This is a genomic window from Rahnella sp. NRRL B-41462, from assembly GCF_003263525.1.
Lineage (GTDB): Bacteria > Pseudomonadota > Gammaproteobacteria > Enterobacterales > Enterobacteriaceae > Rahnella > Rahnella aceris.
This window is the reverse complement of record NZ_JYDF01000022.1, coordinates 107,841-121,938: the sequence shown is the minus strand read 5'-3', so window position 1 is coordinate 121,938 and position 14,098 is coordinate 107,841. Positions and strand designations below refer to the sequence as shown.

Sequence of the window (14,098 nt, the reverse complement as noted above, 5' to 3'; positions counted from 1 at the left end):
CTGCTCCCTGGTGCCGGGGCAATTACCAGTTTTTCTTGATCAGGCGGTCGATGCTGAATGCGCCAGGGCCGGAAGCAAACAGGACGAAGAATCCACCCGCGATAGACAGGTTTTTCATGAACATCATCTGGTTCACGCCCTGTGCAAAATCAGTGTGGAAGATCAGCGCCGTCAGGATAGTGAAGATGGCGGTGATCAGCGCGGTGGTACGGGTAAAGAAGCCGAACAAGATTGCCAGACCGCCGCCAAACTCTAACAAGATAGTCAGTGGCAGGAAGAAGCTTGGCACGCCCATGGAAGCCATGTAACCCGCAGTCGCGGTGTAACCGTTAATTTTGCCCCAACCTGCAACAATAAACAGAATAGGCATCAGAATACGTGCAACCAGTAAAGCTGTGTCGTGTAACTTGTTCATCTTCGACTCCGAAAGTGGTGCGCCCAAATTGAGCTAAAAGTGTTACCGGTCCGGTCGGAAAATATTTCCTGCCGTTACCGCATCAGTTGATGACGAGATAATAAGTCGGATGAATAAGTTATGTTAGCAAGTAAATCTGTCTGAATGGTTCAAATAAATTGAACAGCCACTGTATTGTTATTCAAAAAGAAAAGGGCTGATTGTTTTTCAATCAGCCCTTTTTGCAGGATGGGTATCACGCTATTTGTTGCCGATGGTCTTGCGAAACAGACGTACCGTTCCCCAGATACCGAAAGCGCGCCGGGACCAGCGAACTACTGCACTGGGATGACGGATACCGTAAACAGCCAGCAGGCTTGAGCCTACGACCAGATATTTACGCATATCCACCAGTTTTATCCAGTAGTGATCCACTTTCGCGGTGGCATCCAGCCAGTCAGAACCGGCCTGAGAAAGCTCGCCACGCTGACGCTCAATTTTGCGCAGCAACCTTACTTTTTCGATAGCACGGTTCGGAATGCTCATAGCTCGTCATCCTTTTCCAGCAGGGCGCGATCGACGTCCAGTTGCTTTCGGGTGAGGCTAAGCAGTGTTGATCGTTTGGCTTTCGCCAGTGTCATCGCGCCAAGGATCACTGCCAGAAGCAGCAACACGCCGGTCGTCGTTGCTATCGCCGTAAGACGATAGGCCGGGTCAATGGCCCAGAATAAAACAACCAGCAAACTCATAAGACCAAAGGCAGTAAAGATCAGGGTAATACCGGCCATAAGCAGTAATTGGAAAATATTGGCCTTTTCCTCTTCCAGCTCAACCACAGCCAGCCGGACACGCGTTTCCACAATGCTCACCACCACGGTGGCAATGCGGGAAACGATGTCAAACAGGCCCTTACCCGGCCCTTGTGGCGAAGGTTTGATCGATTCAGCCATAATCAGCGGCGGGCTAACAGAACGCCAATCACAACACCGACCGCGGCACCAATACCGACGCCCGTCCAGGGTTTTTCATGCACGTAATCGTCAGCTTTACCGGCGATTTCTTTGGTCTGATAGGCAATCTTGTCACCTGTATCACTCAGACGCTCGCGGGTATCTTTGAGCAGGGATTCTGCTTTACCACGCAGTTTATCGAGTTCAGCTTTCGGCTTATCGGTAGAGGTCTGGAGAACTTCTTCCAGAGTATCTGCCAATGACTTGAGTTCAGCGCGCAGTTGTTCTGATGTATTACTAGCCATGTGTAAGTCACTCCATACGTTAACTGATTCGAACTTTTAACATAGCGGATATTCGGGTTATCGCAAATGCGAATTGTCTGTTTCAAAAGGCAAGATCGCTGTAAACCCGCTATGGCGTGAGGCAAAATCTGTCAGTCTGAAAAGCGATTAATGGCCTTCAGCCTCTTTCAGTTCAGACTTCGCTTCTTCCAGTTTTTGCTGTTTCTTGATGATTTTTTCGTGGTCGCCTTTAGCCTGAACCTCTTTCAACTCTTGCTCACGTTCGGCAACTTTTTCACGTTTCTCTTCAACACGTTTCTGATTTTCTGCTTTCAGACCTGCATCGGTACAGTGCGCTTTATTTTCACGTAACGCTTTCTCCAGACCGTCAACGCGGTTCTGGTTTTTATGCGCCCGCGCTTCGTCGATTTGTTTCTGGATTTCCTGTTGCTTAGTCACGCAACTTTCCGGCTGAGGTGCGGCAAAAGTGGCAGTGGTAAACAGCAATGCAGGAACAAGAGTGAGGGCAGATAAAGTGATTTTCATCATCGGTTTTCCTTTTGACGTTTAAGCGAATGTGCACTTAATTCCATTTGTTGATGAGTTTTATGAATGCTAGCGTCTAAATTATATTACCGCTGAATATGTGGTGATATGAGACAAATCCTGCGCATGGTCTTATCCGAACTTAAGACGCTCACGATCCAGTTTCGACCCCCAGGTCGTGGCATGTTGAGGTTCGTAGTACTGGATAACGAATCCGGCAGGCAAAATGTCCTGCAATACGGTCTCCGCCAGTTTGCGTTGTGAGGCGGTGTCGAGTTGTACCACCAAAGCATCATTGAGCGGCGTAATGCTTTTGATGTGAATACCGCGCTGGCTCAGCCCCTGATAGACATAAAAACCATCGGGTAACGCGACGCCCGCTCTGGCAGGACGGATTTGCAGCGCACTGGTCGGTGCCGGAAGACGGGATACCGCCAGCCCGATCATAGTCGCCGCCGCCAGCAGCATGAGCAGCAGAGGCCAGATAAATGAACGTTTGAGTAATCTTCGGTTCATTATGCGTTCTTGCCTTTATTTTGACGGTCAGCGTGTTTTTTGCGCCACAGCACGACAATCGAACCGATCAGGCCGCCGACCAGCAGCAAAACAGGGAGCAGCATCAGGCAGTTCATCACCTGATCTTCATATTTCAGGAACAGCGGGGTTTTACCGAGAAAATACCCCAGCGACGTCAGGATCAGGATCCACAACAATCCGCTCACCCAGTTGAAAAACTGGAAACGGCTATTGTTCAGGCCCGAAAGTCCGGCAATTGTTGGCAGCAGGGTGCGGACAAAGGCCAGAAAACGACCGACTAACAAGGCGGAAAGACCGTGCTTATGGAAAAGCGCGTGTGCACGTTCATGATAATGCACGGGTAAATGCGCCAGCCAGCTTTGTACTATCCGGGTGTTGCCCAGCCATTTTCCCTGGGCGTAACTCAGCCAGCAACCGAGGCTGGCTGCGGTGGTCAGCAGGAAAATGGTTAAAGGGAAATTCATGGCATCTTTGGCGATCAAAACGCCAACAAGGATCAGCAGGCTGTCGCCCGGCAAAAAAGCCGCAGGCAACAAACCGTTTTCCAGAAAAATAATCATGAATAAAATCAGATACAACGCCCAGACTAATTGGGGATTAGCCAGGGTTTTATAATCTTGTTGCCAGAGGGCATCGATAAGCGAACTGATAATTTCCATCGGTGTTGTAAAACTCCATCATTTTCAGTGGGTCAGCGAAAGACATCAGCGGAGAATTTGTCTCGACGCTGCCTGTTTTGCTGATAAGGTCGCCTCTTCCCTGGCGGGCTTTCTGGTCATGAGTTTTTCGGGGATTTACGCGTCTCCGGGCCTGTTTCACTCGGCATGGACGGGTAAAAAAAGTGGTCTAACTGTAACAAAATAACAATAACTCAGACAGGTAAATATAGCGCGTTGAGACTGATCATTTAAGTCTGAAGCACGTTATGGAAAAGGGTTTTACATTGGCTGACACTACTCGACAGTGCCTGACAGGATTGGCGGGGGCAAAGCAGAGGCACGAAAAAGGCAGGTTGGGAGAATAAACCTGCCTTAAGGGGAATTTATTTAGAATTGAGTACCGGCGGGTCGAGATGAACTACCGGGTTTTCTGAATAAAGATAACGGTCTACGTTAAACTCGAAATCATCGCTGGTCGCGCGGAAAAGCATTTGTTTGGTGTTTTCCAGATGCTGCCACATTGCCAGTTTGGCGGCGTGGGGATCACGGCGGATCAGCGCTTTTAAAATCAGATCGTGTTCTTCACACCAGCTCTCAATGGACTTCTCATCAATGTGCTCATGCAGTTTGCGCCAGTAAGGGTTATGCAAGCGCTGGCTCCACATCTTCTCAACGATGGTCGCCAGCGCACTGTTTTGCGTGGCCTGTGCGACCTGCACATGGAATTTTAAATCCCATTCTGAATCGCGGAAGCGGTCTTCCTGGCGGGCATGCTCCTGAATTTCCATCAGACGCATGATGTCCTGCTTGGTGACTTGTGTGGCGGCGAATTCAGCGATGTTACTTTCAATCAGCTGACGTGCCTGTAACAGCTCAAACGGACCGGCAGTGCCAAACTCGCTGCCACAATCGGGCACAACAAGGTGGCGCTGCTGATTTGACATCACATGAATTCCCGACCCTTTACGGACTTCCACATAACCTTCAACTTCCAGCATGATAATCGCTTCACGCACGACCGTGCGACTGACATCCATTTCATCTGAAATCAGACGTTCAGCGGGCAGCTTTTCGCCAACCGGATACAAGCCTGTTTCGATGCGTTCCTTGAGCGTGGCAGCCAGTTGTTGATATAGGCGTCTGGTGTCTGTGGATTCCATATGAGTGCTCTTTAAAGTAGTGAAACCTGTAAGAAATGAGTGTCGGACAGACCTGTGAACTTATTATACAAGTGCCAGTATACGTTTTACGAAAGTTTGATGCACCGTGCATCGGACAGAAAGGCATGGGAGAAATGTCAGAAAAATGCAAAGCCCGGTAAAGAGAGTTACCGGGCTGACGAACAGACGTTTAGGCTTTTGCGGTTTTCAGCGGAGCCGGGACAGGTTCTACTGCAGAACGGTTCTGCAGGACTGTCCAGATAATGATGGCGCCGAGCAGATCGAACACGGCAAGGGCGGCGAACAGCGGGCTGAAACCGATGGTATCGGCCAGCGCCCCGACCACCAGTGCAAACATGGTACTTGCCATCCAGGCCGCCATACCGGTCAGACCGTTGGCGGTAGCCACTTCGTTACGACCGAACACATCAGATGACAGAGTGATCAGCGCTCCGGACAGTGACTGGTGAGCAAAACCACCGACACATAACAAAGCAATAGCGGCGTAAGGGCTGGTGAACAAACCGATCATGCCAGGGCCAATCATCAGAACCGCCCCCATGGTGACAACCATTTTACGGGAAACGATCAGATTAACTTTGAAGTACTTCTGGAATAACGGTGGCAGATAGCCGCCCAGGATACAGCCGAGGTCGGCAAACAGCATCGGCATCCAGGCAAACATCGCGATTTCTTTCAGATTGAAACCATACACTTTGAACATGAACAGCGGGATCCAGGCGTTGAATGTTCCCCAGGCGGGTTCAGCCAGGAAACGTGGCAGCGCGATGCCCCAGAACTGACGGTTACGCAGGATCTGCCAGGCAGACATTTTCTTGCCGTTGTTGGTCTGATGCTGTGCTTCCTGACCTTCCAGAATGTAGGTGCGTTCTTCTGCGCTGAGTTTCTTCTGATCTTTAGGGTGCTTATAGAACACCAGCCAGCTCAGTGCCCAGATCAGGCTCAGTACGCCGGTAATGATGAAGGCCAGTTGCCAGCTATGCATCACGATGCACCAGACGACCAGCGGCGGCGCAATCATGCCGCCAATAGATGAACCCACGTTGAAGTAACCGACGGCAATAGAACGTTCTTTTGCCGGGAACCATTCGCTGCTGGCTTTGAGGCCGGCAGGGATCATGGCCGCTTCTGCCATACCGACTGCACCGCGGGCGATGGCCAGGCCACCCCAGCTACTTGCCAGCGCCGTCGCCATACAGAAGATGGCCCACATAATAGCGAACATCGCGTAACCGACTTTGGTGCCCATGACGTCGAGAACGTAACCGGCGACCGGCTGCATCAGGGTGTAGCAGGCGGAATAGGCGGCGATAATATAGGAATATTGCTGTGTGGTGATGTTTAACTGGCTCATCAGCGTTGGCGCTGCAGCCGCAATGGCGTTACGTGTCAAATAACCTAATACAGTGCCGCAGGTGACGAGTGCGATCATGTACCAGCGTAACCCTTTAATCTTACCCATTTAACTCTCTCCCAGTAAATAATCCGGCGATGACAACATCAGGCTGTCAGGGCGTATTTCGCACCACCTGAACAAGCGTGGGGGTTCTGGCTTTCCTTAAAGTGTTTTCGGGAACGTTGCCGCCAGATGATTTCACTGGGAGCTGCCCGTGTTATTACGCACTGCGTTATTGTTATCTGTGCGTAAGGGTCCGATGAACGTCCTGAACACCAGAATTACTGCTTCGCCATGGGGCTGACTGCACCCGGGAAGTGTTTTGCCCGGACAACAGCGAAAGGACGTGGCAGGTAATCTCTGACGCTCTTGTCCGGGCGATGCAAAGATAACTTGTCATACAGATTTAAAATTTGAATGACATCACAAAACCACATTTATATTGTGTGGTTACTTAACTTTTTTAACTTCACGGTTATTTACTTGATTTTACAATGAAAACTGTATTTTGATTGATCCGGTTCACACTTTTCTGTCAATGCTTAACAATGACAGCCTGAAAAATGAAACGTAATTGGTGTGACAACTTCACGAAATGATCACATTTATCGTGAACAGTTAATGAACACTGTTATCTGGTAAAAATTGACCGATGCAGGCCGCCTGAAGGGCAAATGGATTACATAAGCCCTGCTGGCGTGGGAAGAGGATAATGAGGCCGAAGCCCGGTTGAATGTCCGCAAGCCGGCGCGCACTTTTTAGGTTTTGTCACATTTGGTACGAAATAACTTGTCATACAGATTTAAAGTTTGAGTGACATCACAAAATGACACTCTAATTGTGAGGATAATAAGCACCAGCAGCTGATGACGCTAAAGTCATTATTTTACAGAGAATTAGTTTGTTTTTTTGGAATGAAATCAGTCATTTTAATGGCTTTGGTGCATTAAAAAGTACTGGACGATAGCTTAAATTGGTGTGATAACTTCGCACCATTGAGTGACAACTCTACAGAATTCATGATGAGGAACCTAAGATGGCGCAGTTTTTAACGGAAGACTTCCTTCTCGACACAGAATTCGCACGTCGCCTGTATCACGACTACGCGAAAGATGAGCCAATTTTTGACTACCACTGCCATTTGCCACCTGAGCTGATTGCGCAGGACTATAAATTCAAAAACCTGTATGACATTTGGCTGAAAGGCGATCACTACAAATGGCGCGCGATGCGTACCAACGGTGTCCCTGAGCGGATGTGTACCGGCGATGCCAGCGACCGCGAAAAATTTGACGCCTGGGCTGCAACGGTTCCCCACACGATCGGTAACCCGCTGTACCACTGGACGCACCTTGAGCTGCGCCGTCCGTTTGGCATCACCGGTAAACTGCTTTCCCCGTCTACCGCTGGCGAAATCTGGGAGCGCGGTAATGAATTGCTGGCGCAGGATGCATTCTCTGCCCGCGGCATCATGAAACAGATGAACGTCAAAATGGTCGGCACCACCGATGACCCGATCGATTCTCTGGAACATCATAAAGCGGTGGCACAAGACTCCGGCTTTGATGTCAAAGTGCTGCCAAGCTGGCGCCCGGACAAAGCCTTCAACATTGAAGCGGCAACCTTCGTCGATTACATGAAGAAACTCGAAGCCGCGGCGGATGTCTCCATTACCCGTTTCAGCGATCTGCGTGATGCCCTGAAAAAACGTATGGATCACTTTGCGGCGCACGGCTGCAAAGTGTCAGACCACGCGCTGGATGTAGTGGTTTACGGCGAAGCGGATGATGCGACGCTGGACGGCATTCTGTCCCGTCGTCTGAGCGGTGAAACGCCAACTGCGCAAGAAATTGCTCAGTTCAAAACCGGCGTTCTGCTGTATCTGGCTTCTGAATATCAACGTCGTGAATGGGTACAGCAGTATCACATTGGCGCGCTGCGTAATAACAACACCCGTATGTTCCAGCTGATTGGCGCAGACGTTGGTTTCGACTCCATTAACGACCAGCCACTGGCCGAGCCGCTGTCCAAATTGCTGGGCGCGCAAGGTCTGGCCGGTGGCCTGCCAAAAACCATTCTGTACTGCCTGAACCCGCGTGATAACGAAGTGATCGGTACCATGGTCGGTAACTTCCAGGGTGAAGGGATGCCGGGCAAAATGCAGTTCGGTTCCGGCTGGTGGTTTAACGACCAGAAAGACGGCATGCAACGTCAGATGACACAGCTCGCCAACCTCGGCTTACTCAGCCGTTTCGTCGGCATGCTGACTGACAGCCGCAGTTTCCTGTCCTATACGCGTCATGAATATTTCCGTCGCATTCTGTGCCAGATGATTGGTCGCTGGGTGGAAGAGGGCGAAGCACCGGCAGACATCGAACTGCTGGGCAGCATGGTGAAAAACATCTGCTTCGATAACGCGAAACAGTATTTCCAGATTGAACTGAACTGATCGGCTTGAACTGAGTAGCACGACGAGCGCAGGTTCCTGCGCTCCTGAAATAAACATTGAAATAACAAACAACTATCCCAACAGATAACGACGGCCATAGGGCAATTTTCCCGCCCTCAAAGACCGGAGTCTGAGCAAATTAAGGTGAATGTGAGATGCAAAGGTTAAATCGCCGTGACTTCCCTGGCCGTCAACATCCGGACAAAATTATTCAATTCGGTGAAGGTAATTTCCTGCGGGCGTTTGTCGACTGGCAAATCGACCTGCTGAATGAACATACCGATCTGGATGCCGGGATCGTGGTTGTTCGTCCGATTGACACTGACTTTCCGCCTTCACTCAGCACGCAGGATGGTCTGTACACCACCATCATCAGCGGTCTGAACGAGCAGGGGGAAACGGTGCGTGATACCCGGATCATCCGCTCCGTTAACCGCGAAATTAATATCTATCACCAGTTTGATGAATACCTGGCGCTGGCCCGTGACCCGAATATCCGCTTCGTGTTTTCTAACACGACCGAAGCCGGTATCAGCTATGTTGAAAGCGACCGTCCGGACGATACGCCTCCGGCCAGCTTCCCGGCTAAACTGACCCGGTTGCTGTTCGAGCGTTTCAACCATTTCTCCGGCGCGGCCGATAAAGGCTGGGTTCTGCTGCCATGCGAACTGATCGACTACAACGGTGAAGCGTTGCAGGAACTGGTGCTGCGTTACGCACAACTTTGGGCATTGCCAGCGGCATTCACCCAGTGGCTGAAAAACAGCAACACCTTCTGCTCAACGCTGGTTGACCGCATCGTTACCGGTTATCCGCGCAGTGAAGTCGACAGCCTGCAGGAAGAACTGGGTTATCAGGACAGCTTCTTCGACAGTGCCGAACACTTCTATTTATTCGTCATTCAGGGGCCAAAAAGTCTCGCGCAGGAACTGCGTCTGGACAAGCTGCCGCTGAATATCCGTCTGGTTGACGACATCAAACCGTATAAAGAACGCAAAGTGGCGATCCTTAACGGCGCACACACCGCGCTGGTGCCGGTGGCCTTCCTGTCAGGGCTGAACACCGTTGGCGAATCCATGAATGATGCGCAAATCAGCCGCTTTGTCGAACTGGCGATCGCTGAGGAAATCTCGCCGGTGCTGGATTTGCCACAGGATGAACTGACGTCCTTTGCCCAGGCGGTACTCAGCCGTTTCCGCAACCCGTTCATTCAGCATCAGCTGCTGTCGATTGCCCTGAACGGCATGACCAAATACCGCACCCGCATTCTGCCGCAACTGCTGGCGAGCCAGGAAAAGAATCAGCTTCTGCCTCCGCGCCTGACCTTTGCACTGGCAGCCTTGCTGGCGTTTTACCGTGGTGAACGTAACGGTGAAATTTATCCGCTGCAGGACGATGCACACTGGTTGAGCCGTTTCTCCGAACTGTGGGGTAACGTGCGTAATGGCAGCCTGCCGTTGGCCGGGCTGGTCGAAACCGTGCTGGCAGATGAAGAACACTGGGGACGTGACCTGAATACCGTGCCGGGTCTGACTGCAAAAGTGACCGAACAATTGCAGTCGATTGAAGACCTTGGCATGCGTGACGCGTTGGCGGCTTACAGCTAAGAGAGCAACTATGCAAAGTATCATTCAAATTCATACCGCTGATAACGTCGCCGTCGCGTTGCGCGATATCGACGCGGGCGAGCAGGTCGAAGCAGGCGGTCACACCGTCGTGTTGGCTCAGCCGGTTGCCCGTGGCCACAAGTTTGCCCTTCGCCAGATTGCGGCGGGGGAGAACATTGTTAAATACGGTCTGCCGATCGGGCATGCGCTGACGGCGATTGAGCCGGGTGTGCATATTCATTCGCAAAACGGCAAAACTAACCTGAGTGATCTGGACGAATACCAGTATCAGCCGGATTTCGCCAGCCTGCCGGAACAGATGGCGGATCGCGATGTGCAGATCTTCCGTCGTAAAAATGGTCAGGTGGGGATCCGTAACGAGCTGTGGTTGATCCCGACCGTTGGTTGCGTCAACGGGATAGCCCGCCAGATCCAGACACGTTTCCTGAAAGAAACCAATGACGCGGAGGGTACCGACGGCGTTTACCTGTTCACGCATCCGTTCGGTTGTTCGCAACTGGGTGACGACCATGTGAACACCCGTACTATGCTGCAAAATATGGTACGCCATCCGAATGCGGGTGCGGTGCTGGTGATCGGCCTTGGTTGTGAAAACAATCAGGTGGACGTGTTCCGTGAAACGCTGGGCGAAGTGGACGAAGAGCGCGTGCGTTTCATGACGCTGCAAAAGTTCGACGACGAAGTGGAAGCCGGTCTGGAACGCCTGCGCGAACTGTATGCCGTAATGCGTGACGATAAACGCGTTGCCGGTAAACTCAGCGAACTGAAATTCGGTCTGGAATGTGGTGGCTCTGATGGTTTGTCGGGTATCACCGCTAACCCGCTGCTGGGGCGTTTCTCCGACTACGTGATCGCCAACGGCGGCACTTCCGTGCTGACCGAAGTGCCTGAAATGTTTGGCGCAGAACGTATTCTGATGAGCCGTTGTCGCGATGAAAGTACGTTTGAAAAAACCGTTCACATGGTGAATGATTTCAAACAGTACTTCATCGAACATAATCAGCCGATTTACGAGAACCCGTCTCCGGGTAACAAAGCCGGTGGCATCACTACGCTGGAAGAAAAATCGCTGGGCTGTACACAAAAAGCCGGCCAAAGCCCGGTAATGGACGTGCTGAAATACGGCGAACGCCTGACTACGCCGGGGCTGAACCTGCTGAGTGCGCCGGGTAACGACGCCGTCGCCACCAGTGCGCTGGCAGGTGCGGGCTGTCATATGGTGCTGTTCAGTACCGGACGCGGCACGCCTTACGGCGGTTTTGTGCCGACGGTGAAACTGGCAACCAACAGTGAACTGGCCACGAAAAAACCGCACTGGATCGATTTCGATGCCGGACGCCTGATCCACGATGTCAGTATGGATCAGTTGCTGGGTGAATTTGTGGATCTGATCGTGGCGATCGCCGATGGCCGCAAAGCCAAAAACGAACTCAATGATTTCCGCGAATTAGCCATTTTTAAAAGCGGTGTCACATTGTAACCGGTCAGGTTTATCGTTAGGATGAAACGGCGTTTCAGTTATGGAACGCCGTTTGCTTTTGCAGCGCAAGACCCCCACGTATGAGACTCCTGACAAATGACGTATTACTGGTTTGCCCAGTCAGTTGGTGTTGTGGCCTTCATGGTCGGCATCACGATGTTTTTCAACCGCAGCGACCGCCGTTTCAAACAACAGCTTTCTGCCTACAGCGCCATTATCGGCGTGCATTTCCTGATGATGGGTGCCGCGCCCGCTGGCATGAGCGCCTTACTGAATTCTCTGCGCACACTGATTTCCCTGCGTACCCGTAACCAGTTGATTATGGTAATTTTCATCGTCCTGACCCTGGTGCTGGGGCTAAGCCGCGCCCATCACTGGATGGAACTCTTACCGGTCGGCGCGACAGTTGTCAGTACCTGGGCGCTGTTCCGCACCAGCGGGCTGACAACCCGGTGCATTATGTGGTGCTCAACCTGCTGCTGGGTGGCACACAACATCTGGCTTGGCTCGATTGGCGGTTCACTTATCGAAGGCAGTTTTCTGGTCATGAACGGTTTTAATATCATTCGCTTCCGCCGCCTGCAATTGCGTGGCATCGATCCGTTTGAGGTCGAGAAGAAGCTAGTGCAGAAGATGGATGAGCAGGGATAGTCCCTGCTTTTTTGTCCTTCATTCGCGTACCCCGCTTATTTTGAATCTGCTCACAGATTGCAATAATAATTCCGCGTTTCCCCCTCTATTGATTCCTTCCGCCTGTTTGCCTCGTTGACAACCTCCGGACGCAGGAGTAATTTCCGATTCCGTGGGAGCGGTCCCACAAAAAGGGAAAGGGAAAAAGGAAAATCATGGACGCTATTCAGGGATTACTGAAACAGATATATGCAGGGAAATTGTCAGCGGTATTCTTAGATGATCTGATTACACGCATTGAGGTTGCCAGAAATCAGATTACCTATACGGCCAAACAGGGATGGGATGAAAAAGATGTGGTATTGATCACCTATGCAGATCAGTTCACGAACAAAGCAGAAAAAACACTTTCAGTATTTGATAGTTTTTATCAGCAGCATCTGGCGGATGTTTTTAATATTGTTCACCTTCTGCCTTTTTATCCTTATTCGTCGGATGATGGTTTCTCGGTGATTGATTATCAGCAGGTCAATCCACTGGCGGGGGACTGGAAAGATATCCGTAAGCTTGGCCAGTCTTCACGACTGATGTTTGATTATGTCTGTAATCATATTTCCGCGAGCAGTGAATGGTTTAAACAATATCTGGCGGGCAATTCGAAATATGAAAACTATTTTATTAGCCTGAACGAAAATAGTGATTTATCTGCCGTGACCCGTCCCCGCAGATCGCCGCTGTTAACGCCTTTCCTCTGTGAAAATGGCGAAACCCGTCATGTCTGGACCACCTTCAGCGCGGATCAGATCGACCTGAATTTTGCGCATCCTGACGTACTGCGTGACATGCTGGACGTGTTACTGAAATACCTGTCGGAAGGCGCTGAATATGTGCGTCTTGATGCTGTGGGCTACATGTGGAAGGAACCCGGCACCTCCTGTATTCATCTGCCCAAAACACATTTACTGGTGAAGCTATTCCGCGCCGTGGTGGAGTATGTTTCACCCGGTACTGTGATTATTACCGAAACCAATGTGCCGCATCAGGACAACATCAGTTACTTTGGTAACGGGTTTGATGAGGCGCAGATGGTCTATCAGTTCCCGCTGCCGCCGCTGGTTCTGCATGCCATTCACAGTGAAAACGGGGAAACGCTGAAACGCTGGGCCGCCGGTCTGGATGCCTGCACACCCGCCACCACCTTCTTTAATTTTCTTGCTTCGCATGATGGCATTGGCCTGAACCCGTTGCGCGGATTACTGCCGGAATCAGAGATCCTCAGGCTGGTGGATGCGCTGCAACAGGAAGGCGCGAGGGTGTCGTATAAAAATAATCCGGATGGCAGCACCAGCCCGTATGAAGTCAACGTCACCTATATGGATGCGCTGAACCGGCAGTCGGACGACGACGATATCCGTCTGCAACGCTTCATGCTGGCGCACGCTATTTTGCTGGCATTCCCCGGTGTTCCTGCGGTGTATATCCAAAGTATTCTGGGTTCGCGTAACGATATTCAGGGGGTTGAGAACGCCGGGCATAACCGGGCAATTAACCGGCAGAAATATGATGTCACGGAAATTGGACAGATATTATCTGAACCTGATTCATTACGTGCGCGGGTATTTGGTGAACTGAAGAAATTAATTATCTGCCGAACTGAACAGGCGGCATTTCATCCTTCCGCGCCGATGCGGGTCATAGAATGTCATGAAAGTGTGTTTGCCTTTATCCGGGGGCAGGGAAACCAGGAAATAGTGTGTCTGTTTAACCTTTCCGCTAACAATATTCAGGTAACGCTCCCTTCGGGGGATTATCAGGTCTTACCTTATAATCATTCACTGAAATGTGACGGGGAAATAACATTAAAGCCTTATCAGTATATCTGGTTACGCCATTAATTAAGATGTTCCGTTATTTTTTTTATATTTAAAGGGTGTGATATTTCACAGGCCAGTGATTTCGGCTGG

At 50.9% G+C, this 14,098-nt stretch carries 14 protein-coding genes; 5 read left to right on the top strand and 9 right to left on the bottom strand.

Annotated features, from left to right (window positions below; genetic code table 11):
- Nucleotides 1-22: 22 nt before the first annotated feature.
- From UC14_RS07040 to UC14_RS07000, 9 genes are all read right to left on the bottom strand, one after another.
- Nucleotides 23-415, bottom strand: coding sequence for a DoxX family protein (locus UC14_RS07040; RefSeq protein ID WP_013577211.1), 393 nt, complete (start codon nucleotides 413-415; stop codon nucleotides 23-25).
- A gap of 240 nt (nucleotides 416-655) precedes the next feature.
- The gene (locus UC14_RS07035) at nucleotides 656-940 is read right to left on the bottom strand and encodes a YqjK-like family protein (protein ID WP_015690508.1); all 285 of its coding nucleotides are present in this window, start codon (nucleotides 938-940) and stop codon (nucleotides 656-658) included.
- Nucleotides 937-1,344 (bottom strand): phage holin family protein, encoded by a 408-nt coding sequence (locus tag UC14_RS07030; protein ID WP_013577209.1) that lies wholly within the window; start codon nucleotides 1,342-1,344, stop codon nucleotides 937-939. The genes UC14_RS07035 and UC14_RS07030 overlap by 4 nt, the downstream gene beginning before the upstream one ends.
- Before the next feature lie 2 nt (nucleotides 1,345-1,346).
- Nucleotides 1,347-1,649 (bottom strand): YqjD family protein, encoded by a 303-nt coding sequence (locus UC14_RS07025; protein ID WP_013577208.1) that lies wholly within the window; start codon nucleotides 1,647-1,649, stop codon nucleotides 1,347-1,349.
- Between the two features lie 147 nt (nucleotides 1,650-1,796).
- Nucleotides 1,797-2,174 (bottom strand): DUF1090 domain-containing protein, encoded by a 378-nt coding sequence (locus UC14_RS07020; protein WP_112197464.1) that lies wholly within the window; start codon nucleotides 2,172-2,174, stop codon nucleotides 1,797-1,799.
- Nucleotides 2,175-2,306: 132 nt separating this feature from the next.
- Complete coding sequence (gene mzrA / locus UC14_RS07015) at nucleotides 2,307-2,690, bottom strand: EnvZ/OmpR regulon moderator MzrA (protein WP_015690506.1); 384 nt, start codon at nucleotides 2,688-2,690, stop codon at nucleotides 2,307-2,309.
- Nucleotides 2,690-3,370 (bottom strand): DedA family protein, encoded by a 681-nt coding sequence (locus tag UC14_RS07010; RefSeq protein ID WP_013577205.1) that lies wholly within the window; start codon nucleotides 3,368-3,370, stop codon nucleotides 2,690-2,692. Before UC14_RS07010 ends, mzrA begins: the two co-directional genes overlap by 1 nt.
- A 383-nt stretch (nucleotides 3,371-3,753) precedes the next feature.
- Nucleotides 3,754-4,530: a transcriptional regulator ExuR gene (gene exuR, locus UC14_RS07005; protein ID WP_013577204.1), complete on the bottom strand. Its 777-nt coding sequence runs from the start codon at nucleotides 4,528-4,530 to the stop codon at nucleotides 3,754-3,756.
- A 190-nt stretch (nucleotides 4,531-4,720) separates the two neighbouring features.
- Nucleotides 4,721-6,013: an MFS transporter gene (locus UC14_RS07000; protein WP_013577203.1), complete on the bottom strand. Its 1,293-nt coding sequence runs from the start codon at nucleotides 6,011-6,013 to the stop codon at nucleotides 4,721-4,723.
- 970 nt (nucleotides 6,014-6,983) lie between these two features.
- Here UC14_RS07000 and uxaC point away from each other — a divergent pair.
- The 5 genes from uxaC to UC14_RS06975 all read left to right on the top strand — a co-directional run bounded on the left by uxaC (nucleotide 6,984) and on the right by UC14_RS06975 (nucleotide 14,029).
- Nucleotides 6,984-8,396, top strand: a complete 1,413-nt coding sequence (gene uxaC / locus UC14_RS06995) for a glucuronate isomerase (RefSeq protein WP_112197450.1) — start codon at nucleotides 6,984-6,986, stop codon at nucleotides 8,394-8,396.
- A gap of 155 nt (nucleotides 8,397-8,551) precedes the next feature.
- The gene (locus tag UC14_RS06990) at nucleotides 8,552-10,003 is read left to right on the top strand and encodes a tagaturonate reductase (protein WP_013577201.1); all 1,452 of its coding nucleotides are present in this window, start codon (nucleotides 8,552-8,554) and stop codon (nucleotides 10,001-10,003) included.
- Between the two features lie 10 nt (nucleotides 10,004-10,013).
- Complete coding sequence (locus tag UC14_RS06985; protein WP_037035079.1) at nucleotides 10,014-11,504, top strand: UxaA family hydrolase; 1,491 nt, start codon at nucleotides 10,014-10,016, stop codon at nucleotides 11,502-11,504.
- Between the two features lie 96 nt (nucleotides 11,505-11,600).
- A complete protein-coding gene (locus UC14_RS06980) occupies nucleotides 11,601-12,155 on the top strand; it encodes a YgjV family protein (RefSeq protein WP_013577199.1) in 555 nt (184 codons plus the stop codon).
- 194 nt (nucleotides 12,156-12,349) lie between these two features.
- Nucleotides 12,350-14,029 (top strand): alpha-amylase family glycosyl hydrolase, encoded by a 1,680-nt coding sequence (locus tag UC14_RS06975; protein WP_112197449.1) that lies wholly within the window; start codon nucleotides 12,350-12,352, stop codon nucleotides 14,027-14,029.
- The last annotated feature ends 69 nt before the right edge of the window (nucleotides 14,030-14,098 follow it).